Origin of the sequence: Lentibacillus sp., assembly GCF_035301675.1 — a bacterium.
Taxonomy (GTDB): domain Bacteria; phylum Bacillota; class Bacilli; order Bacillales; family Amphibacillaceae; genus Lentibacillus.
Map to the genome: position 1 here is coordinate 22,988 of NZ_DATGTT010000011.1, position 23,120 is coordinate 46,107.

A 23,120-nucleotide genomic window follows, 5' to 3' on the forward strand; every position below is an offset into this window, starting at 1 on the left:
CCGTGCACCCATTGTTGATCGGGCATCCCTAAGCGTTACCCAAGTTCATGGCTCGGCTCAGGCTTCCCCGCGGCACACAAGAATGTCCACTTACTGCTGCTTCCTTCCGGATCTGACAGGGTTCATGGGTTCCTGTTGCGCAGGACCTGGGCGTCAACACCAATCCCTTGAGGCAGACCTTAAAGACGTCCAACCTCGAATGGGGATTCGGCCCCGCTATAGCGGCTTGCGAGTACAGGGCACCGCTACCTCCCCGCTTAGCACGGCAATAATTATTATACTCACTATAACTGCAAAATGCAATCATAATCGTGAAGTGGATACAATTTACAGACAGTTTTATATAAAACAACTATTTTTTCCCACGAAGCTTCCGGAAAAAATCTGTCAGCAAAGCACTGCATTCGTCGTGCAGGACTCCGCTAGTAATTTCAGCACGATGATTGAACCGCCCGTCCTGCAATAGATTCATCAGTGTACCGGCACAGCCTGCTTTTGGGTCTGGTGCCCCAAAGACAACCCGTTTGATGCGTGACTGGACAATGGCCCCGGCACACATTGGACATGGTTCAAGCGTGACATACAGTGTACAGTCTTCCAGTCGCCAGCTGCCGATGATTTGGTTCGCCTTTTCAATCGCAATCAGCTCCGCATGTGACAACGTCGTCTGCGATGATTCGCGAATATTGTACCCCGCCGAAATTATCTCGTCCTGATAAACGACCACTGCCCCGATTGGCACTTCTTTCATCGCTTCAGCCTTTTTCGCTTGTCTGATTGCTTCTTGCATATATACAGCATCTTTTTCCAATTTCAACACCCCGCAACGTTTGAAATCACCCATAAAGGAAAAACTAGAATAGGAAAGGAGTCACTTTATGGATTCGTCTATTGATAACAGTGCCATTATATTTGTTGATATTATAAACGATTTTAACTTTGACGGCAGTGATAACCTGCTGAAACATACAGATGAAATTGTACCCGGCTTAAAAAAGTTAAGGCAGTTTGGGAAAGAAAATGATATTCCCATTATCTACGTTAATGATCATTACGGCATCTGGCAGGCGGACTTCAGGAAAATCATCGACCATTGCCAAAATAGTCGAAATCAGCATTTGATTCAGGCATTAAAACCGGATGATTCCGATTATTTTCTGATTAAACCGCAGCACTCAGCCTTTTTCCAGACCCCTTTACATGCACTGTTGAATGACCTGGGCAGAACACATCTTATCATGGCAGGCATCGCCGGGGATATCTGTATTTTATTTACAGCGAAAGATGCTTATATGTACAAATACAGCATGCATATTCCGGAAAACTGTATGGCGTCCGAGAAAAAAGAAGGCAATGAGTATGCGCTTTACCTAATGCGCTCAGTAATGGATGCACTGATTGATTCAATCTGAGTTATATCCTCCTCCCTTAAATCATATTGTAGAAAAAAGAGACGATTTTAAGGGAGGGATTTTTATGCAAATCCATGTTGTCCAACAAGGAGATACAATCTATAACATCGCTGATACATATGGTTCCACACCAACTGACATAATCGATGCAAACGAACTGGATACACCGAATAACCTTGTTGTCGGCCAGGCACTTGTCATTCCAATCGTGGGACAATTTTATTTTGTGCAGCAAGGAGACAGCTTATATTCGATTGCCCAGCAATTTGGCTTGACAGCTGAACAGCTTGCACAAATCAACAATATTCCCGTCGGGGGTACGTTAACTGTTGGAACACAACTTTATATTCCTGAACAGTCAAAACCGGAAATCACTTCAAATGCCTATATCGAACCGACTGGAGAAGAAGTTTCGCAGACGTTAATCAATTCTGCAGAGAAAGCAATGCCACATCTTACTTATCTTACACCATTCAGTTATCAGGTCAACCGCGATGGAACACTGACAGCCCCGCCCCTGGATAATTTTGCACAGATCGCCGCAAACCAGAACACGTCACTGATGCTCACTGTCACCAACCTGGAAGGAGGGGAATTCAGCCGTGAGCTCGGTCACATTATCCTGACCGTTCAAGCCGTCCAGAATACATTATTGGACAGTATCGTCAATGTGGCAAATGAGATTGGATTCAATGATGTTCACTTTGATTTTGAATTTTTACCGCCGGAAGACCGTGAAGCCTATAATGAATTTTTGCGAAAAGCAAAGCAGCGCTTATCGGAAGAAAATTTATTAATGTCCACTGCCCTTGCCCCCAAAACAAGTGCAGAACAGACAGGAGCATGGTATGAGGCACACGATTATGCAGCACATGGGGAGATTGCAGACTTTGTTGTGCTGATGACGTACGAATGGGGCTATAGTTACGGACCGCCATTGGCTGTATCACCGATCGATGAAGTACGAAAAGTCGTTGATTTCGCATTAAGTGTCATGCCAGCCAATAAAATTTTGCTCGGGCAAAACCTTTACGGTTATGATTGGACACTGCCATACACTGAGGGCGGTGAACCTGCTGAAGCCATAAGCCCCCAGGAAGCTATAACAAGAGCACGCAGCCATAATGTGGCCATCGAATTTGATCCAGAGGCACAGGCACCCTTTTATACGTATACTGATACCCAGGGAAACAATCATGAAGTATGGTTTGAGGACGCACGTTCCATTCAGGCAAAGTTCGATATGATTAAAGAGCTAAACCTGCTGGGAATCAGCTACTGGAAATTAGGCTTGGCATTTCCGCAAAACTGGCTGCTCTTACAGGCCAACTTTACAATCCGAAAATTGGATTAACAAAGGCTCGGGGGACCCGTTTAGCGACGTACGGAGGTGAGGGAAGTCTCGCTAGTCGCTGGGTGCTGAAGCCGGACATGGCTTATCTTGCCAATAAAAGTTGCGTCGCAAAATTTTATACCTTCTTATCAAATAAAAAAATCCCCTAACCGCTGTTAAAGCGATCAGGGGGATTTTTTGTTATGTGCTCAACACGTTCAATGCTTCTCTGTTAAACGCCGGAATATCATCGGGGTTGCGGCTTGTCACCAATTGGTTGTCGCATACAACGACTTCCTGATCCAGTACTTCTGCGCCTGCATTTTCCAAATCAACATGGATAGATTCGAAACCAGTTGCTCTGCGTCCATTCAGTGACCTTGCATTTATCAGCAATTGTGCCCCATGGCAGATAGAAAATACCGGCTTTTTATCGTCCATGAATTGCTTAGCAAAATTCACGAAACGTTCATCTGTGCGCAGCATGTCTGGTGAAAAACCCCCGGGAATAAATAATGCATCGAATTCTCCCGGCTTTACATCACCGATGCCTTCATCAACGGTGACAGTCGTTTCATTATTTTTGCCTGTCACTTCTTTGCCTTTCTCAGCACCGATTGTAATCACTTCATGACCGGCATCTTTAAATGCTTTAGCCGGTTCGGTATATTCAATATCCTCAAACATATCTGTAATAACTGTTGCTATTTTTTTTGCCATTTGAATTCACTCCTTAAGAAATGCTCCATAATCACTCTACCCGGCAAAAATTGAACTAAAACATACCGGCAATACTTTAATAATCATTCATGTCAATAAAATAGTGGCTTTTTCGATAAGAGATTGCGACCATAGCTGCGCCAAAAATAATTGACCATCAATTAATATACAAATTGATGGTCAAGTTAGCTTACATATTTATTAAATGTGACAGTTAACGTAAACCACTGCTGTAATCGACGCGACGACCCTTGTGGCTATTATATTATTCTTCAAGCGTTGAGGTATCACCTGTTGGCAATCCAAGTTCCCAGGATTTCAGGAGACGGCGCATGATTTTACCACTGCGCGTTTTCGGAATCGCATCTTTAATTTCCAGCTCCCGTGGTGCAGCATGTGCACTCAAGCCTGTTTTGACGAATTGCCGGACCTCCTCAAGCAGTTCTTCGGAATCTTCATAACCGTCATTCAGTGTAATAAACGCTTTGACAATTTCACCGCGTTCAGGATCCGGTTTACCGATAACCCCGGCTTCTGCGACGGCAGAATGCTCAATCAGTTTACTTTCCACTTCAAATGGCCCAACGCGTTCTCCCGATGTATTAATGACATCATCCAGCCGGCCCTGGAACCAGAAGTAGCCGTCTTCATCCATATAAGCACTGTCACCTGAAACATACCAGCCATTGATAAAGTAACTTTCATACTTTTCCGGGCGTTTCCAGATTTTGCGCATCATTGCCGGCCATGGTGCCTTAATCGCCAGATTGCCCATTTGATTTGCCGGCACTTCATTTCCTTCGTTATCAACAATTGTGGCTTCAATTCCCGGAATTGGTTTACCCATTGAGCCTGGGCGAATTTCCTGTGACGGCAGATTGACAATAAGCTGTGCGCCTGTCTCCGTCATCCACCATGTATCATGGATTCTCAGATCAAATGCCTGCAATCCCCAGGTGATGACTTCCGGATTCAGTGGTTCGCCAACACTCATAACATGCCGCAATGATGAAAGATCGTGTCTTTTAACGGGATCTTCACCGGCACTGACCAGTTTGCGAAGTGCAGTAGGTGCTGTATACCATACCGATACATTATATTTGTCAATCGTGCCATACCAGGCATCCGGACTGAATCGGCCGCCGCGCACCACATTTGTCACGCCATGGAGCCATGGAGCGAAAATCCCATAACTTGTTCCGGTTACCCAACCTGGATCCGCTGTGCACCAATAAACATCGTCTTCACGCAAGTCCAGCACCCACTTGGCGGTGGCATAATGCTGAATCATTGCGTTATGCACGTGGTAGACACCTTTTGGTTTACCGGTGGATCCGGATGTATAGTGGATGAGCATGCCATCCTCAAGATCAACCCATTCGATATCAAAATCTGCTGATGCATCTTTCATTTCCTGCTGATAATCAATGTATTTGTCGGACGATTCAATGTTGTCGCCGACAAGAACGATTTTCTCAAGATCAGGCAAATCATCCTGCGGCACCCGTTCAAGCAGGTCCGGTGTGGTAACCAGCATACTTGCTTCACTGTCCTCCAGACGATCACGGACTGCCTGCTCCATAAATGCCTCAAACAACGGTCCGGCAATTGCCCCTGTTTTTAAAATGCCGAAGAATGCCGCATAGAATTCCGGGCTTCTCGGAAGAAACATAAAAATGCGATCGCCTTTTTCAATGCCATACTTTTTCAACACATTTGCAAACTGATTGCTCTGCTTGCTTAATTCATTAAACGTTACTTTTTCTTCACGGTCGGGTGATGAGTATAATAACGCAGCCTTATCTCTTTTATCCGGGTCTTTCGCATGGCGGTCAACGGCTTCATATGCCATGTTGACTTTTCCTGTATCATTCCAGCTGAAATGTTTTTTCATATCGTCCCATGAAAACGTCTTACGCATGTCTTCATAGTTTTGCAGATTATACGTTCCGTCCTGTGCAGGTATGCGCTGCATATCCATTCCTATCACCTCATCTAGTTGATTTGTAATCGATTGCAAAATCGGTTGCTCCGAAATGCATTATAATTGCATTAATTATACAATTATATAAAGTTTTATAAACATTTTGGGAACTATCCATTATTTTAGAACAATTTATGACAATTTTAAAGTATTTTAATTGGATTCCATTTAAAAACACCTCCGTATCAGCATTGTACAGAGGTGTTGTCAGGCTCTTCACTATTAACCGGCATCTTTGATTTTTCTTCGTTTTTCGCTTTCTGAGATAATATAAGCACATGCAGCATCGCCTGTAATATTTAACGACGTTCGCATCATATCCAATAAGCGATCGATACCTATAATCCCAGCATAACCAAACCAACAACTGGAACACCCGCTGTTCCAACGCTTGCCAGTATAGAAATAATTGAGGTACGCCCCCGGCAGGAATCGAACCTGCGCACACGGCTTAGGAGGCCGTTGCTCTATCCCCTGAGCTACGGGGGCAAAGTATTTACAGGAGTCTTGCAAGCGGAAAAAAAGTACAATAAACATTATACAAAATTTCGCACCGAATGAAAAGCACAGATCTCAATTTTACATGGCAGGGGCTTTTTTTCTGTGCTACAATGTCAAAAGTGATATAGACTGATTGGAGGGAAAGTTATGCCACAGGTCCCATTCGTTGCAATCGAAGGACCAATCGGAATCGGGAAGACATCACTTGCAAAAAAACTTTCTGTCCATTTTGATTTCCACCTGTTAAAAGAAATCGTTGAAGAAAATCCTTTTCTCGAAAAATTTTACGATAATATTGAGGAATGGAGCTTTCAAACGGAAATGTTTTTTCTTTGCAATCGTTTCAAGCAATTGGAAGATATTGAGCGGAAATACCTGACCCAAAATAAGGCGGTCATAGCCGATTACCATATATCCAAAAACATGATTTTTGCTAAGCGGACACTGCAGCCGGACAAATTTTACAAATATGAACAAATATACCATATATTAACAAAAGATATGCCCGTACCTAATATTATGATTTACTTGCACGCCAGTCTTGATACGATTTTAAAACGGATTCGGCTTCGCGGCAGAGAAATCGAACAAAATATCAAAGCATCTTACCTGTCACAGCTCGCACAGGATTATGAAAACTATATGAATGAATTCGAAGTACTCCATCCTGACATCCCGGTCATTCGGATCAACGGGGATGAAATGGATTTTGTTAAACACCAGGAAGATCTCGATAACATTATTGATCTTGTGAAACAGCAAATGTGCAATCACAAAACAGTATCCAAACAATAAAGGGGAACAAACATGAATTTACGTGATAAATACCAGATTCCGCATGACAGCATCATTACTGTTGCCGGTACTGTCGGAGTCGGCAAATCAACGATGACAAAAGCGTTAGCCAACGCCCTGAACTTTAAAACATCCTTTGAAAAGGTTGATACAAACCCTTATCTCGGGAAATTCTATGATGATTTTGAACGCTGGAGCTTTCATCTGCAAATCTATTTTCTGGCTGAGCGTTTCAAGGAACAAAAGAAGATTTTCGAATACGGCGGCGGCTTTATTCAGGATCGTTCCATTTATGAAGATACAGGCATTTTCGCCAAAATGCATTACGAAAACGGAACGATGTCCAAAACAGACTATGAGACCTATACAAACCTTTTTGAAGCAATGGTGATGACACCGTATTTTCCACATCCCGATTTATTGATTTATTTGGAAGGCTCGTTTGATAACATACTGGAACGGATACATAACCGAGGACGTGAAATGGAAAAAAGTACACCGAATGCTTACTGGGAAGAATTGTACAATCGCTATGAAGAATGGATCAATAACTTTAATGCCTGCCCAATTTTGCGCATCGATATTTCCGATTATGATTTGCTTAAGCAGGAGGAATCCATTGAGCCAATCCTGGATAAAATCAGCCATTTCATTCAGCAGTCACGCAAATGGAAAACGAGAGAAATCATCAAGTGAAAGAGACCGGGACATAACTTAAATTATCAGCACCAAAGACAAACAATAGCGGGAGCAAAGGCATAGGTGGACCCCGCAGTGCTTTAGCACAAAGCAAGGCTTCCTTGAGTAATCTGCGACCTGCGAGGAGTGCTGCTTCGTCGAAATCACTTGCAACACGACGAGGAGGCTCACCAGCCGCCCGCGGAAAGCGAAGTATATTTCCGAAGCGGATATTTGCTCTAACTATCTATTCCAGTTGTTCGGATTTTTGATTGATAAAAATATTTTTGTCCCAGTTTCATTTTATGATTACCCAGGCGGGAAGACATCAATTATTAATAAACTCTCTGAGGTCAATTTTATTTTCGTTAATCACCTGATTTTAATACAAGCAGTGTGGGGCATATCCGGGTCTCTGCACTGGATGAATTCTTCTAGGTGTAATACAGCATTGATCGCAATCCTTCATGCTCAGGCATCAGTAATAGAAAACAAGGAGCCCGGTGCATGACCCGGAATCCCTTTGCTCATAGTTTTTTCCCTAATTCAATTGACCGTTCGCGTGCACTATCCACACATGACATCACTGTTTCCTGAAAATTACGCTCAGCCAATGTTTCAATTCCCGCCTGGGTAGTACCGCCCGGGCTTGTAATATTTTCACGGAGTTTGGACGGATTCAGACCGGAAGTTTTCAGCATCTCCCCTGCACCGACAATCGTTTGTGTTATCAAATCATGTGCTGTAGCATGATCCAAACCAGCACTTACTGCCGCCGATTCCATTGCTTCAACCAAGTAATAAACATATGCCGGACCGCTTCCTGATATGCCAGTAACTGTATGCATATCGGCTTCGGCTACTTCTGTCGCTGTACCGATCGTATTAAACAGATCCAGTGCCGTTTTCAGATGCTTTTCCGCAGCAAACTTCCCCCGGGTGACGGCTGTGGCGGATTGTCCTGCTGCAGATGATGTATTCGGCATTGCCCGGACCACCGGGACCTCTTTGCCAATCAATTGTGAAATCCTATCGGTTGAAACACCTGCTACCACTGAAATAAGCAATTGATTCGCGTTTAGGTAATTCCTGATTGATGTCACTGCAGCCTCCACATCATAAGGCTTAACGGCTATGACCACAATGTCAGCTCCATCTACTGTTCTTTGTTTATCTTCTGTATTTTGAACATCATATTGCTTTTTCAGAAATGCAAGGCGATCTTTATCGGATTTGTTCGTTACAAAGATTTGCTCTTTCGGAAAAAACTCACTGTTTACTATTCCTGTCAGAATCGACTCAGCCATGGATCCGGCACCGATAAATGCCAATTTTTCACTCATCTTCATCTCTCCTTTGAAGTTAATGATGTTTTTTATCTTTAATCGTAAAAGCAACCACTTAACCTGACAAAATTATAAAAACACCCCAATCGGTCCTGTAAAAAAGGACGAATTGGGGTGTTTTCCGTGGTACCACCTTCATTGACATGCCGAACATGCCCACTCTGTTTTCATAACGCACCGAGATTGCGGTCAGGGTTAATCTGACAACTCCAAGGCAGGTTTCACAAAGGCTTGTCCCATGGAATCTCTCAGCCGGTGAATTCCACTCTCTTACGGAAAGCATTTTGTTACTGACCTCTTCTTCGTTTTCACTTTATAAAAAAACATTATACATGAAATGCAGACTTTTAATTCAGATGTATTTTTATGTAATATACCTGTTAATATTCCGAATGTCAAGCATTTTTCAAAAAACGTAACTTTTACCTTCGGATTTCTCTTTAATAAAATGACTTTTGTCCAAACCACCTATAAGTAAAAAAACCGCTACATAAGATATAACGGTTTGGTGGTTTCAAATATCTCCAATTTATGCGATTTAAAATTAAATGGAGGAGGTAGAGGGATTCGAACCCCCGCGCGGTTTGACCCGCCTGTCGGTTTTCAAGACCGATCCCTTCAGCCAGACTTGGGTATACCTCCATATTGACGACAAGATTAAATTTAACATGTGTCATAGGAGTTGTCAATTCATTTTTAATTTTTTTGTTATAAAAATAGGCTCCACTTAGACTAGATTGTTGTTATTTAAACCGCCGCCTGCATACACGTGCCCGTCGCGTTGCAAGTTAATCTTCCCGCAACTCGAAGCTTACTTGGCAGAAGTATCATTCATCGCTTTCCCGGGGCTGTCGGTAAGCCTCCTCAAACTGACGCTTTTTCGGAGGCCTCACCCGGGCCTTCTTCTCTTGAGAGTCTGCGTATATACAAGTTGCTAAGAGCGGTTTATGAAATAAGTTTGCCGTAATTCAAAAGACATAACCATTTGAAATAGAGAAAAAGGAAATACGCACTGTTTATTGTGCTCTACGTCTTTATAACATGCTTGCCGCCCATATATGGACGAAGCGCTTCCGGTATAACAACCGATCCGTCTTTCTGCTGGTAATTTTCCAGGATGGCGGCCACTGTGCGTCCGACAGCAAGACCTGATCCGTTCAGTGTATGCACAAATTCCAATTTTCCGTCTGCTTCTCTGCGGAAACGGATACTGGCACGTCTCGCCTGGAAGTCCTCAAAGTTGGAACATGACGAAATTTCACGGTATGTTTCCTGGCTTGGAATCCATACTTCAATATCGTATTTTTTGGCGGCTGTAAAGCCCAAATCCCCCGTGCACATACTCATGACACGGTAGGGCAGATTTAATCGCTGCAATACCTTTTCCGCATCACCTGTTAATGTTTCCAATGTACCATAGGAATCTTCAGGTTTAGTGAAGTGGACCAGCTCAACCTTATTGAATTGATGCTGACGGATTAACCCGCGTGTATCACGTCCGGCAGATCCTGCTTCAGACCGGAAGTTTGCACTGTATGCTGTATATTTTTTAGGGAGGTCTTCAACACTGAAAATCTCATCACGATGGAAATTCGTGACTGGTACTTCAGCTGTCGGAATCAGAAAATAGTCCCATTCTTCAAGTTTAAATACATCTTTGGCGAATTTAGGCAGTTGCCCGGTTCCTGTAAGGCTACCACGGTTAACGATCTGCGGCGGCATCATCTCTGTATAGCCATGCTCATCCGCATGCAGATCCATCATGAAGCTGATCAGTGCACGCTCCAGACGCGTTCCAATCCCTTTATAAAACACGAATCGGCTTCCTGTAACCTTGGCAGCCCGTTCAAAATCGAGTATATCCAATTCGGCTGCAATATCCCAATGCGATTTTTCATCAAAATCAAATACCGGAAGATTTCCCCATTTACGGGCCAAAACATTATCATCTTCATCCTCACCGATTGGAACACTTTCATGCGGGATATTCGGAATCGAAAGCATAATTAGCTTTAATGATTCCTCAATTTCTTTCAGCTCTGCATCAAATTCCTTTATTTTTGCGCCGACTTCACGCATTTCTTTGATTGCCGGTTCCGCATCTTTCTTTTCCTTTTTCAGAGCGGAAATCTGTTTCGATGCCTCATTGCGCTTTGCTTTCAGCATCTCGGTCTCAGAAATTAATGTTCTGCGCCGTTCATCAAGCTCACCGAACCGCTCCAGCTCTGATAAGTCTTCCCCGCGATGAGCCAATTTTTCCTTTACTTCCTGAAAATTATTCCGCAAAAATTTCATATCCAGCATAGTAAAATCCTCCTTGTAATGTATTGGTATTAACCAAGTTTTAGCGCGTGCCCGCGGAAAACGACGAGTACACACCAACTGAAGCTGAAATCAAGTTAAATACAAAAAACTCCCGCCCCTGATAAAACAGGGACGAGAGTTAATTCCCGCGTTGCCACCCTTGTTGAAGCGCATATCCGCTTCCGGCTCAAATGTGATAACGGCGATTTGCCGGATTTGCCTACTAAAACATTCGGCAAACCAGTTCAAGGATGGATTCACAGACCGCTCCTATCGGTTTTCACCTGCCACCGACTCTCTGGCGAAAAGCAATCCTGTTACTGCTTCCTATCACGACTATTCCTTATGTTAGGGTATATCATATCTGATTTTGCATTTAGATGCAAGCGTCTATTTTTGATTGTTCCACCCTTTAGGCGAAATATTCAATCAAGAAGTTTTCATTGGTCGATTTCGGGATGAAATGTCGTACACCAATAGTGTTTATTATGATTTTTTCTTTCTACTCACTGCGGTCCTGCATGCGGTCATGTGCTTCCAAAGTCCCCATTTCAATACCTTTCATGGCAGTGCCAAGATCTTTGGAAAGCTCGGCGATCAATTGGTAATCCGTATAATGCTTGGTTGCTTCAACAATAGCCTTTGCAAATTTTTCCGGATGATTCGATTTGAAGATACCGGAACCGACAAATACACCATCTGCTCCAAGCTGCATCATCAATGCCGCATCGGCTGGTGTTGCCACACCGCCTGCTGCAAAATTGACGACCGGAAGACGGCCTTCCTTTTTGACGTCCATCAACAGTTCATATGGCGCACCGATTTCCTTTGCATAGGTCATCACTTCATCTGCCGACATGGATGTCAGTTTTCTGATTTCCGATTGAACCTGGCGCATGTGACGTACAGCCTCGACGATATTTCCTGTACCGGGCTCGCCTTTTGTACGCAGCATGGATGCTCCCTCGCCAATACGGCGTGCCGCTTCACCAAGATTGCGGCAGCCGCACACAAACGGCACGGTGTAGTCAGATTTTTTCAAGTGATATTCTTCATCTGCAGGTGTCAGCACTTCACTCTCATCAATATAATCAACACCCATCGCTTCCAGTACACGGGCTTCTACAATGTGTCCGATACGTGCCTTTGCCATGACTGGAATAGATACAGCGTTCGTAACCTCTTCTGTAATTTCCGGGCTTGCCATCCGGGCGACACCGCCGGCAGCGCGGATATCAGATGGCACCCGCTCCAATGCCATGACAGCGACCGCACCTGCCTGTTCGGCTATTTTAGCCTGTTCGGCATTAACAACATCCATGATGACGCCGCTTTTTTGCATTTCAATCACACCTTGTTTTGCGCGTTCTGTTCCTGTATTTGCCATGTTATTCCCTCCAATAGAGTAGATGTTCTTAAAACCAGCCTTTTACCGTATCAACCACAGTACTGAAAATATTTCCAAAGAAACCGCCGATGGCACCAAGTGTCAGCATGAACCAATTATCTTTTTCGACGGCTTTTTGCGCCACAAGATCGATTGACTGTTTGTCAGCATCCGGGAAAATATAGCCATAGTCATTATCCCCATTATAGACAACTTGAGCTGTTCCAATTTTTTCGCCTTTTTCAATGGGCGCTGACAACTTGCCTTCCTTATTCAATTTATCTTCATCCAATTGATATTCGATACTGTAATTCTTTGCCTGTTCTCCTCTGACGGGTGTACTGAATGCTTGGTCAGTAGCGACTTGGACACTATCTTTTTTCCCTTTTAAAACCGGGATATCAGACTTCCCTTCCAGTTGGTATCCTGCCGGGAAAATTTCCTTGTTTTCAAATTGCTTAAAGCCATAATCCAAAAGTTTTGCCGTTTCCTTAAAACGTTCGCCCTTACTGTCTGTTTTCATGACAACGGATATATACCGTTTACCATCTTTCTTAGCAGTCCCTGTAAAGCAATACCCTGCCATATCGGTAAAACCGGTTTTTAGACCGTCTATTCCTTCATAATGGAATTGCTCAAAATTGACTGAGTCATGCGGGAGCATCCAGTTCAAATTTTCAACAGTATAGCCCTCAAACTCGATTGACGTCTGGCTGGTTACATCCAGAGCCTCTGGGTAGTCATTCACCAGATTATAAGCCAGCAATGCTGCGGATCTGGCTGATAACCGATTGGTGCCATTCGGATCCGTTCCTTCAGGCGCATTCTCACCGAGTGAACTGTTTGCCAATCCGGTTGAGTTAACAAAGTTATATTCAGGCAGACCCATTTCCTTTGCCTTCTCATTCATCTTCTTAACAAACTCACCTTCAGAACCTGCAACAAGTTCCGCTAGTGCAATGGTCGCACCATTATCTGAAAAGACAGCCATTGCATTATATAAATCTTCTACCGTATAATCCTTACCCTTTGTCAGACCGATACCTGAGAAAGTCGTATTGTCTGATATATCAAAGGCATAGTCACTAACCTGTGTTGTCGTATCCCAGCTGATTTTCTCATCCTTGATCGCTTCCTGAATCAGATATTCGGTCATCATCTTGGTCATACTAGCTGGAGGCAGTGCCATATCAGGCTTTTTGGCATAAATAACCTTTCCTGTTTCGGCATCAACCAGTATAGCTGATTTTGCATTTATATCCAGTGGTTCTGCTGCCTGCACAGAGAACGGCTGTACAGTTACGGTTGTCAGCACCACCAATGCTGCAAGCAATATTGACATACTTTTCTTCATGTTGTATTTCACTTTCTCTACCCCCGCCATATTTATGAAATGGTTCATTTATTTTAGATTAATTTTCACACCTAGATATTTTACCATAAAAACCAGAGAAAAAATAGATAGGGAAGGGCCCTATCTATCAAAAAATTAATAGATCATATTGACTATGAGCAATCAACCGTTAAGTCCGTTATATTTACGAATAATTCGGGGCTTCTTTTGTGATTTGCACATCATGCGGATGGCTTTCTCTTAATCCGGCATTTGAAATCCGGATAAACCGTGCATCATGACGCAATGCATCAACCGATCCCGTACCGCAATAGCCCATGCCTGCACGCAGCCCGCCCATTAACTGATGAACGGTATCAGCAAGCGGTCCTTTATAAGCTGTCCTTCCCTCAATGCCTTCCGGGACCAGCTTTTTGGAGTCCTCAGCCTCCTGGAAATAGCGGTCCTTGGAGCCAGATTTCATGGCACCAACCGAACCCATGCCGCGATAAACTTTATATTGCCTTCCCTGGAATATTTCCGTTTCTCCGGGACTTTCCGCTACGCCGGCAAACATGCTGCCGAGCATAACAGCATGTGCACCGGCTGCAAGTGCCTTAACAATATCACCGGAATACTTGATGCCGCCGTCAGCTATAACCGGAATACCATATTCGGAAGCTGCGACGGCGCAATCATGAACAGCGGTTATTTGCGGAACGCCGACACCGGCCACAACCCTGGTTGTACAAATTGAACCGGGGCCGATACCAACTTTCACCGCCGATACGCCTGCTTTAATTAATCCGACTGTTGCTTCAGCAGTTGCCACATTTCCCGCTATAATGGCGAGATTGGGGTATGCCTTCCGAACTGCATGCACATGATCGATTACACCTGAGGAATGACCGTGTGCCGTATCGATGACAATCACATCAACACCCGCTTCAACCAGCTTATCAATACGCGTCATCGCATCACCGGTTACACCGACGGCTGCTCCGGTTAATAGCCTGCCTATGGAATCTTTCGCTGCATTCGGGAATTCAATCACTTTTTCAATATCTTTTATCGTTATTAAGCCTTTCAATATATCATTTTCATCGGTTAAAGGCAGCTTTTCGATCCGATATTCCTGAAGCAGATGTGCAGCTTCTTCAAGCGTCGTCCCCACGGGTGCGGTTACCAGATCTTCACTTGTCATCACTTCTTTAATCGCGGTAGAATAATCCTGAATAAAGCGCAAATCACGGTTCGTCAAAATCCCGGTCAATTTTTGATCGTCGATATTATTAACGATTGGAACGCCGGAAATTCGGAATTTTCCCATTAAATGTTCTGCATCATAAACCTGATGCTCCGGGGTAAGAAAAAATGGATTCGTGATCACACCACTCTCTGACCGTTTAACACGGTCAACCTGTTCTGCCTGATCTTCAATCGACATATTTTTATGAATGACTCCCAATCCACCCTGACGAGCCATCGCAATCGCCATATCTGCTTCGGTTACTGTATCCATTCCGGCACTTATCAACGGAGCGTTAAGTCTGATTTTTTCAGTTAATGCTGTACTGACGTCGACATCTTTTGGCAGCACCTCGGATCTGTCCGGCATCAATAAAACATCATCAAATGTCAGTCCTTCTTTGGCAAACTTATCGTCACGCATCTTTCTTCCTCCTATCCTTAGTGGTGTTAGTGACATGATTATTATGTTGTCAATTGGTGAAACTAACGCATGTACACCAATCAAATTGCGATTCTATTGTTTTATAGAATACGCCAACCGGCATGCTTTTTCAATACAATAAGCGATATGTGATAAAAGAAATTTGATTCGGAAAATTTGCATTTTTAAAGGAGGGCGGTTTATGTCGAACAATGATTTGGCGAACTTCTTCACATATCTCCAGTCACAGCAAACAGCCCGTGCATATTTACAGAACTGTTATTGCCGGCTGCATGGTGTTGATAAAACTGTAAAAAGCTTCGAGAACTGTAATAAATTCATGCATTATCTGGACCATGGTCTCAGGTTTTATGAAAATGGCAGACAAATGGAAACCCTCATGCAGCCGATGCTGTTTTTTTATGGTATGGTTCATTTACTAAAAGCAGCTCTTTTAACGGCAAGACCGGATTATCCCGAATCAACAGCAATATTGGCACATGGTGTATCAAGCCGAAAACGCAAGAAAAAAAATTATACTTTTTTGGATGATGAAGTCAAAATCCAGCATAATGGATTGTTTCCTTATTTCTCTGAACACTTATTTTCAATCGGAAGGTCCCCATTCGAAAAAATAAAAATGGAGCAGCTGTTTTCGTTAATTCCCGAAATGTCGCCAATATTTAATTTTCATCACACCGAAAAAATGATTGAAATCGGGGATGTCGAAACCACCCGTTTACAATTTTCGACCTTGTTATTGGATAACTATCATTTGACGGAAAATGCCTTTATCAAGCGTATCAAATCCTATTTGCCGCCAATCAGCCGCACGGAAACAAAAACTGATTTTCTTCGGGTTGATTTAGCAGCACCGTTCAGCCCGGTAAATGCAAGTCCCTTTTTCACGGATATGCAAAACAGAATCGTTTATTTTCCGGCACATCGGGATCATTTTTTTCCAATTTCCGAAATCATGGTTCACTATTTGCTTCTTTATAACTTGAGCATGTTATGCCGCTATGAACCCGAGTGGTGGGGGGAGCTCCTGGCTGCCAGACCCGATGCGGACTATCCATTTATAAAACATTTCCTGACAATTACTGCCGAAAAAATGCCGCTGGCACTGGGGAAACAGTTAATGCGGATGAATGGCTGATTGATTTTCATTTTGTTTGAAGTTAAATTACCATTAAACAAAAAGGTGACCTATAACGAATCGAATCATAACCCGTTGTGGTCACCTGTTGAATCAGCTTGTCAGGATTATGATTCCTCATTTTCCTGATCGTCTGTTGACGCTGAACCTGTTTCAGTATTACCATCTTGCTCAGAATTTGCCTCTGGTTCCGGTTCTTCTTCCTCTACCTTTGCAACGGTTGCGACTTCTTCATCTTCCTGAAGGCGGATCAGTTTGACACCTTGTGCATTCCGTCCGGTCTGGGAGATTCCTTCAACCTGAATACGGATCAGCACACCGGCTGCGGTGATCAGCATGATATCTTCCTCTCCTGTTACAGCCTTCACCGCTACAACATGATTGTCATCTGACAGTTTACACGTGAAGATACCTTTACCCCCACGATTTGTCTTGCGATATTGATCCTCCGGTGTACGTTTGCCGATACCTTTATTGGTGACATGGAGTACTTGCAAATCTTGATCTAGTATCTCCATGGATACCACTTCATCATCTTCCCGCAACGAAATACCGCGTACACCTGCCGCATTTCTCCCCATTGAACGGACCTGCTCTTCTGAAAAACGGATAAGATAGCCATTTTTGGTGCCTATCATAATGTCTTTCGATCCGTCCGTCAGCCTGACTGAAATCAGCTCATCCTCTTCTCGCAGCCCGACAGCAATCAGCCCGCCTTTGCGTATGTTTGCAAATTGCGACAGCTTCGTACGTTTGGATAAACCGTGTCTTGTTGTGAAGAACAGGTAGTAATCCTCACTGTATTCGGAAACCGAAATGACCGCGTTGATCCATTCGTCTTTTTCAATCTGTAGCAGATTAATGATCGGTATGCCTTTTGCAGTCCGGCTGAATTCAGGAACTTCATACCCTTTGGCACGGTAAACTTTTCCTTTATTCGTGAAGAAAAGAATGGTGTCATGGGTTGAAGTGGATACCAGGTGTTCCACAAAGTCATCGTCATTTGTGCCCATGCCCTGGATCCCGCGGCCGCCGCGTTTTTGTGTCCGGTACGTCGATGCAGGCAAGCGCTTGACATATCCTTGGTGGGTAAGCGTAATGACGACATTTTCCTCAGGAATCAGATCTTCATCTTCAATAAAATCTGCTCCGCCGGAAACGATTTGTGTCCGGCGCGGATCATTATATTTTTCTTTTATTCCGGTCAGTTCTTCACGGATAATTTCCAGCACTTTTTCTTCATCGGCCAAAATGGCTTTCAATTCATCAATTTGTTTGAGAAGGTCGTTATATTCATTAGCAATTTTTTCCCGTTCAAGGCCTGTCAGACGCTGCAGACGCATATCCAGGATGGCCTGGGCCTGTTTCTCACTCAGACCGTAATTCTCCATCAAGCCATCACGGGCGATATCAGTTGTTTTTGAGTTGCGGATAAGCGAAATGACCTCATCCAGGTGGTCCAGTGCCACACGCAAACCTTCCAGAATGTGCGCGCGTGCTTCAGCCTTCCGCAATTCAAATGCAGTACGGCGTTTAACAATGACTTTCTGATGTTCCAAATAGTGCTCAAGGCACTGTTTAATGGTTAACACTTGCGGCCGTCCATCTACCAATGCCAGTGTATTGATGCCAAACGTCGTCTGCAAAGCCGTATATTTATATAAATTATTCAACACAATGTTTGGATTGGCATCACGGCGAAGTTCAATGACAACACGTAAGCCATTCCGGTCTGATTCATCACGCAGGTCTGTAATGCCATCAATCCGTTTGTCACGTACAAGTTCTGCGATTTTTTCAACTAACTTTGCTTTATTGACTTGATAAGGCAATTCGGTGGCAATGATGGTTGATTTGCCATTTGCCTGTTCATCAATATGCACTTTTGCCCGAATCGTCACAGATCCTTTACCCGTTTCAAACGCTTTGCGGATACCGCTTCTGCCGAGGATTTCTCCCGCTGTTGGAAAATCAGGGCCATAAATATAGTTTTCCATTAATTCATGAATCGTGATTTCAGGGTCCCTGCTGACAGCCAATACCGCATCAATCGTTTCGCCAAGATTGTGAGGCGGGATGTTTGTCGCCATACCAACAGCAATTCCGGCACCGCCATTAACAATTAGATTTGGAAATCGGGCAGGGAAAACAACCGGTTCCCGTTCTGTTCCGTCGTAGTTATCCGCGTAATCAACGGTATCTTTATTGATATCCCGCAATAATTCCATGGAAATTTTGGACATTCGTGCTTCCGTATAACGCATAGCTGCTGCTGAATCTCCGTCAACTGAACCAAAATTGCCATGACCGTCTACGAGCATATAGCGATAGCTGAAATCCTGTGCCATGCGCACCATCGACTCATAGACAGCCGAATCTCCATGCGGATGATACTTACCGATGACTTCACCTACGATACGGGCAGACTTTTTATACGCTTTATCTGCATGCATTCCAAGGTCGTTCATGGCATACAGTATTCTGCGATGGACAGGTTTCATGCCATCACGCACATCGGGCAGCGCCCGTGATACGATAACACTCATAGCATAATCAAGAAAAGATGTGCGCATTTCCTGATTAAGATTAATTTCCTGAACCCTGGGACGTTGTTCATCCGCCATTTAAAAATACCTCCAAATCTTCCTTCCTGAGTTGAACAGAATCGAACATTTATGGGCAGTTAGCCGCCGTTTTCCGTCAGACTTCCAATCTATTTTCTTTCAGACCGTTTTACTAAATATCCAGGTTCTGGACATATTGAGCATTTTCTTCGATGAAATTCCGACGTGGTTCCACTTTGTCACCCATCAACATATCAAAAATATTATCGGCATCCATGGCATCGGAAAGACCGACTTGAAGCAATGTCCGTGTTTCGGGATCCATGGTCGTTTCCCAAAGCTGTTCTGCATTCATTTCACCAAGACCTTTATAGCGCTGCAGTCCTGGTTTTGGCGACTCTGAAAGCTCATTCAATATGCGCTCCATTTCATTGTCATCATACGCATAATAAGCAGCTTTTCCCTGCTGGATTTTATACAATGGCGGCTGGGCAATATAAACGTAGCCATGTTCGATCAAAGGACGCATGTAACGATAGAAAAAGGTTAATAGTAATGTGCGGATATGCGCACCATCGACATCAGCATCGGTCATAATGACAACTTTATGGTAACGGGCTTTGGTAATATCAAAGTCTTCGCCGATACCGGTTCCCATTGCCGTAATCATTGCTCGGACCTCTCTATTGGATAAAATTCTATCAAGACGTGCCTTTTCAACGTTTAATATTTTCCCGCGTAACGGCAGGATAGCCTGGAAGTGCCGGTCCCGGCCCTGCTTGGCTGAACCGCCGGCAGAATCACCCTCAACAATATACAGCTCACTGATGCTTGCATCTCTTGAGGAGCAATCGGCAAGTTTACCGGGCAAGTTAGATACTTCAAGCGCGCTTTTGCGTCTCGTCAATTCACGTGCCTTCTTCGCCGCAATTCGTGCTCGTGATGCCATCAAGCCTTTTTCGACAACAATTTTAGCCACATCAGGATTTTCAAACAGGAACCTCGAAAAAGCTTCGCTGAATGCTGAATCTGTCACCTTTTTCACTTCACTGTTGCCGAGCTTTGTCTTTGTCTGGCCTTCGAATTGCGGATTCGGGTGCTTAATGGAAATGATGGCTGTCAGACCCTCGCGAACATCATCGCCGCTTAAGTTCGGATCATTTTCATTAAACATATTATTTTTACGTGCGTAATCATTAATCACCCTTGTCAGACCGGATTTAAAGCCTGATTCATGGGTCCCGCCTTCATACGTGTGAATATTGTTCGCAAACGAGTAAATGTTGCTGGCAAATCCGTCATTATACTGAATCGCTACCTCAACCATAATTTGCTCTTCTTCAGTTTCTGAATAAAACGGCTCATGGAGCACTTCACGGTTGCGGTTAATATATTCGACATATGAACTGATGCCGCCTTCGTAACAATATTCGACCGGCTCACGGTCAGCCCGTTTGTCTTCAAGCGAGACGGTTATCCCTTTATTCAGAAAGGCAAGTTCGCGCACACGCTGTTCGAGTAGATCAAAGTTGAATTCCGTCGATTCAACAAATATTTCCGGATCAGGTTTAAACTGTGTTTTGGTCCCGGTAATATCTGTTTCACCGACTGTTTCGATCTTTCCTTGTGGTATGCCTTTTTCGAAACCAAGATAGTAAATATTTCCATCGCGGTGTACGTAAACATCTAGACTGCTGGACAGGGCGTTGACAACAGATGCCCCGACACCATGGAGCCCGCCGGACACTTTATAATTGTCATTACTGAACTTTCCGCCGGCATGCAAGACTGTCATAATGACTTCAAGTGCAGGTTTACCGGTTTTTTTCTGAACATCAACCGGAATGCCGCGCCCGTTATCAATGACCGTTATACTATTATCTTTTTCAATAATGAGCTGAATTTTATCGCAGTAACCGGCAAGTGCTTCGTCAATACTATTATCGACGATCTCCCATACGAGATGATGCAGCCCTCTTTCACTGGTTGTGCCAATATACATTCCGGGTCTCTTCCGTACTGCTTCCAAACCTTCCAGCACTTGAATCTGATCGGCACCATAAGCTTGTTCATTTGTAATTTTTCTTTCTGCTGACATCTTTTCACCTACGTTTCCTGGAAAAACTTCTGTCTCGGCTCACTCAGACAACGAGTACTAAAGTTTTCGCATACTTTAATTCCATGAAGTGACCTTCATGACTTACTCAATCTCATCCGAATAATCATCCATTTTGCTGATTGTCGAAATCATACTGGCTCGTTTTTTCAGAGTAGAAACAGATAACGCACTGTAATAAATATTCTCTCTCGTTATAACAACTGACTTTATCTCGTCAGTTGGACCAAAAAGTGTATGCTGTTTTGTGGCATTTTCCATCATTTTCTCCATTATCCCCGATGATGTGACAACACTGTGATCAATAATGGAGATGACATCTTTAGACTGGATTACATTATCATTGCCAATATGAATAAACATCGTATTCCTCCACAGTCACGTTTCAACAGTACCATTCTCAACACGAAACAGTTGTGCTTCCTGCAATGTTTCATGATTAATGCCATTAACATTCGTCGTCGATACAAACGTTTGAACTTTGCCTTTGATTGTATTTAATAAATGGGATTGTCTGTGATCATCCAACTCACTCAATACATCGTCAAGAAGTAAAACCGGATATTCGCCTACTTCATTGCAGATAAGTTCAATCTCCGCCAGCTTTATAGATAGTGCTGCTGTCCGCTGCTGCCCTTGAGATCCATAGGTCTGGACATCTTTATCATTGACATAAAAAACGATATCGTCCCGGTGCGGCCCGATTAAGGTCGTGCCGCGTTCTATCTCTTTATTCTTCAGTTCATGGAATTTATTAGTATATATACTTTCTATCTTTTCCTTATTTGCCGATTCTGATACTTCAATTGTTGGCACATAGCTGATTTCAAGCCTTTCCGTACCATGGCTGATCGAATGATGAACCGGACTTGTCCATTTCCGGAGCAAATCGAGGAAAATAAATCGGCGTTCCAATAAAATAGCTGCATGCTGAACCAATTGATCCGTCAATACATCCAGCATTGTTTTATTCTGTATTTCACGACGTTGCAGCTGCTTTAATAAGTGATTCCGCTGCTTCAATATCTTTTGGTACTGTCCAAGGTGATAAATATATGTTGGCTGAATTTGCCCAAGTTCCATATCGATAAATCTTCTTCTTGTCTGCGGCGGCCCTTTAACAAGCGATAAATGCTCAGGAGCAAACATAACGACGTTAAATGCACCGATATAATCGCTTAATTTCCGCTGTTCAATATGATTTAATTTTGCCTTTTTTCCTTTTGTCGACAAAATGATTTCAAGGGGGATTGTCTGGTTCCTCTTTGTGACCCTGCCTTCTATTTTAGCATACTCCCGCTCCCATGTGATAAGTTCCTTTTCTCTTGGAGTACGATGTGATTTTGAAAAAGCAAGTACATATACTGCTTCCATCAGATTGGTCTTTCCCTGCGCATTTTCACCAATAATCACATTGATCTTATTGTTGAACCTAATATCCAGTTTCTCATAGTTCCGATAGTTTTTTAATTGCAATTGTTCAATGTTCATGTGAATTCCCCGTATTTAATTCCGGATGACAACGTAAGATCCGATACCTTCCATTTCGATTACGTCACCCGGGTAAAGTTTTCTTCCTCTGCGGTGTTCGGGTTCACTGTTAACAAGCACTCCCTGATCCTGCAAAAAGGTCTTAACCATACCGCCGGAATCCAGTACATTCAACAATTTGATTAATTGGCCAAGCTGGATATAGTCCGTCTCAATTTGAATTTTTTCAGGTTCATACATGATGATCACCAGACTTTTCACTATATTGATTGACGTATTTGTACTTCTTACCTATTTTACTAAAGATTTGGTGCTATGGGAAGGA

Annotated in this window: 19 protein-coding genes, 2 tRNA genes, 1 other RNA gene and 2 other annotated features; of the genes, 5 read left to right on the forward strand and 17 right to left on the reverse strand. The window is 43.5% G+C overall.

Annotation, left to right across the window (positions count from 1 at the left end; all coding sequences use genetic code 11):
• Both ffs and tadA read right to left on the reverse strand, forming a co-directional pair.
• An RNA gene (ffs, locus tag VK097_RS01910) (signal recognition particle sRNA large type) lies at positions 1 to 266 on the reverse strand.
• An 86-nt stretch (positions 267 to 352) separates the two neighbouring features.
• A complete protein-coding gene (tadA, locus tag VK097_RS01915; protein ID WP_324210107.1) occupies positions 353 to 844 on the reverse strand; it encodes a tRNA adenosine(34) deaminase TadA in 492 nt (163 codons plus the stop codon).
• Positions 845 to 878: 34 nt separating this feature from the next.
• On the opposite strand from tadA, the gene VK097_RS01920 reads away from it, so the two are divergent.
• Together VK097_RS01920 and VK097_RS01925 are read left to right on the forward strand one after the other, a co-directional pair.
• Positions 879 to 1,412 (forward strand): cysteine hydrolase family protein, encoded by a 534-nt coding sequence (locus VK097_RS01920; protein WP_324210108.1) that lies wholly within the window; start codon positions 879 to 881, stop codon positions 1,410 to 1,412.
• A 64-nt stretch (positions 1,413 to 1,476) separates the two neighbouring features.
• A complete protein-coding gene (locus VK097_RS01925) occupies positions 1,477 to 2,766 on the forward strand; it encodes a glycoside hydrolase family 18 protein (protein ID WP_324210109.1) in 1,290 nt (429 codons plus the stop codon).
• Between the two features lie 180 nt (positions 2,767 to 2,946).
• On the opposite strand, the gene VK097_RS01930 is transcribed toward VK097_RS01925, so the two are convergent.
• The 4 genes from VK097_RS01930 to VK097_RS01945 form a co-directional block, all read right to left on the reverse strand.
• Positions 2,947 to 3,465: a type 1 glutamine amidotransferase domain-containing protein gene (locus tag VK097_RS01930; RefSeq protein WP_324210110.1), complete on the reverse strand. Its 519-nt coding sequence runs from the start codon at positions 3,463 to 3,465 to the stop codon at positions 2,947 to 2,949.
• Between the two features lie 265 nt (positions 3,466 to 3,730).
• On the reverse strand, positions 3,731 to 5,446 hold the full coding sequence (gene acsA, locus VK097_RS01935; protein WP_324210111.1) for an acetate--CoA ligase: 1,716 nt from the start codon (positions 5,444 to 5,446) through the stop codon (positions 3,731 to 3,733).
• A gap of 225 nt (positions 5,447 to 5,671) precedes the next feature.
• A complete protein-coding gene (locus tag VK097_RS15515) occupies positions 5,672 to 5,767 on the reverse strand; it encodes a hypothetical protein (protein ID WP_324210170.1) in 96 nt (31 codons plus the stop codon).
• A 99-nt stretch (positions 5,768 to 5,866) separates the two neighbouring features.
• Positions 5,867 to 5,938 (reverse strand) — tRNA-Arg (locus tag VK097_RS01945).
• A 159-nt stretch (positions 5,939 to 6,097) separates the two neighbouring features.
• Here VK097_RS01945 and VK097_RS01950 point away from each other — a divergent pair.
• The gene (locus VK097_RS01950) at positions 6,098 to 6,745 is read left to right on the forward strand and encodes a deoxynucleoside kinase (protein ID WP_324210112.1); all 648 of its coding nucleotides are present in this window, start codon (positions 6,098 to 6,100) and stop codon (positions 6,743 to 6,745) included.
• 12 nt (positions 6,746 to 6,757) lie between these two features.
• Positions 6,758 to 7,441 carry a deoxynucleoside kinase gene (locus VK097_RS01955; RefSeq protein WP_324210113.1) on the forward strand — a complete coding sequence of 228 codons (684 nt, stop codon included), beginning with the start codon at positions 6,758 to 6,760 and terminating at the stop codon, positions 7,439 to 7,441.
• A gap of 509 nt (positions 7,442 to 7,950) precedes the next feature.
• On the opposite strand, the gene proC is transcribed toward VK097_RS01955, so the two are convergent.
• The 6 genes from proC to guaB all read right to left on the reverse strand — a co-directional run bounded on the left by proC (position 7,951) and on the right by guaB (position 15,465).
• Positions 7,951 to 8,772 carry a pyrroline-5-carboxylate reductase gene (gene proC / locus VK097_RS01960; RefSeq protein WP_414672143.1) on the reverse strand — a complete coding sequence of 274 codons (822 nt, stop codon included), beginning with the start codon at positions 8,770 to 8,772 and terminating at the stop codon, positions 7,951 to 7,953.
• Positions 8,773 to 8,866: 94 nt separating this feature from the next.
• Positions 8,867 to 9,081: a binding site (T-box leader), on the reverse strand.
• Between the two features lie 237 nt (positions 9,082 to 9,318).
• Positions 9,319 to 9,411 (reverse strand) — tRNA-Ser (locus tag VK097_RS01965).
• Between the two features lie 384 nt (positions 9,412 to 9,795).
• A complete protein-coding gene (gene serS, locus VK097_RS01970) occupies positions 9,796 to 11,073 on the reverse strand; it encodes a serine--tRNA ligase (protein ID WP_324210115.1) in 1,278 nt (425 codons plus the stop codon).
• A gap of 125 nt (positions 11,074 to 11,198) precedes the next feature.
• Positions 11,199 to 11,416, reverse strand: a binding site (T-box leader).
• Positions 11,417 to 11,575: 159 nt separating this feature from the next.
• On the reverse strand, positions 11,576 to 12,460 hold the full coding sequence (gene pdxS / locus VK097_RS01975; RefSeq protein ID WP_324210116.1) for a pyridoxal 5'-phosphate synthase lyase subunit PdxS: 885 nt from the start codon (positions 12,458 to 12,460) through the stop codon (positions 11,576 to 11,578).
• Between the two features lie 28 nt (positions 12,461 to 12,488).
• Positions 12,489 to 13,826 (reverse strand): D-alanyl-D-alanine carboxypeptidase family protein, encoded by a 1,338-nt coding sequence (locus VK097_RS01980; RefSeq protein ID WP_324210117.1) that lies wholly within the window; start codon positions 13,824 to 13,826, stop codon positions 12,489 to 12,491.
• 172 nt (positions 13,827 to 13,998) lie between these two features.
• Complete coding sequence (gene guaB / locus VK097_RS01985) at positions 13,999 to 15,465, reverse strand: IMP dehydrogenase (RefSeq protein ID WP_324210118.1); 1,467 nt, start codon at positions 15,463 to 15,465, stop codon at positions 13,999 to 14,001.
• Positions 15,466 to 15,667: 202 nt separating this feature from the next.
• Here guaB and VK097_RS01990 point away from each other — a divergent pair, with 202 nt between their 5' ends.
• Positions 15,668 to 16,624, forward strand: coding sequence for a YaaC family protein (locus tag VK097_RS01990; protein ID WP_324210119.1), 957 nt, complete (start codon positions 15,668 to 15,670; stop codon positions 16,622 to 16,624).
• Positions 16,625 to 16,731: 107 nt separating this feature from the next.
• On the opposite strand, the gene gyrA is transcribed toward VK097_RS01990, so the two are convergent.
• The 5 genes from gyrA to yaaA form a co-directional block, all read right to left on the reverse strand.
• Positions 16,732 to 19,248: a DNA gyrase subunit A gene (gene gyrA, locus VK097_RS01995; RefSeq protein WP_324210120.1), complete on the reverse strand. Its 2,517-nt coding sequence runs from the start codon at positions 19,246 to 19,248 to the stop codon at positions 16,732 to 16,734.
• Positions 19,249 to 19,360: 112 nt separating this feature from the next.
• Positions 19,361 to 21,286, reverse strand: coding sequence for a DNA topoisomerase (ATP-hydrolyzing) subunit B (gyrB, locus tag VK097_RS02000; RefSeq protein ID WP_324210121.1), 1,926 nt, complete (start codon positions 21,284 to 21,286; stop codon positions 19,361 to 19,363).
• Between the two features lie 102 nt (positions 21,287 to 21,388).
• Positions 21,389 to 21,667: an extracellular matrix regulator RemB gene (gene remB / locus VK097_RS02005; protein ID WP_324210122.1), complete on the reverse strand. Its 279-nt coding sequence runs from the start codon at positions 21,665 to 21,667 to the stop codon at positions 21,389 to 21,391.
• A gap of 15 nt (positions 21,668 to 21,682) precedes the next feature.
• A complete protein-coding gene (gene recF, locus VK097_RS02010) occupies positions 21,683 to 22,795 on the reverse strand; it encodes a DNA replication/repair protein RecF (RefSeq protein ID WP_324210123.1) in 1,113 nt (370 codons plus the stop codon).
• A gap of 15 nt (positions 22,796 to 22,810) precedes the next feature.
• Positions 22,811 to 23,035, reverse strand: coding sequence for a S4 domain-containing protein YaaA (yaaA, locus tag VK097_RS02015; protein WP_324210124.1), 225 nt, complete (start codon positions 23,033 to 23,035; stop codon positions 22,811 to 22,813).
• Positions 23,036 to 23,120 lie beyond the last annotated feature (85 nt).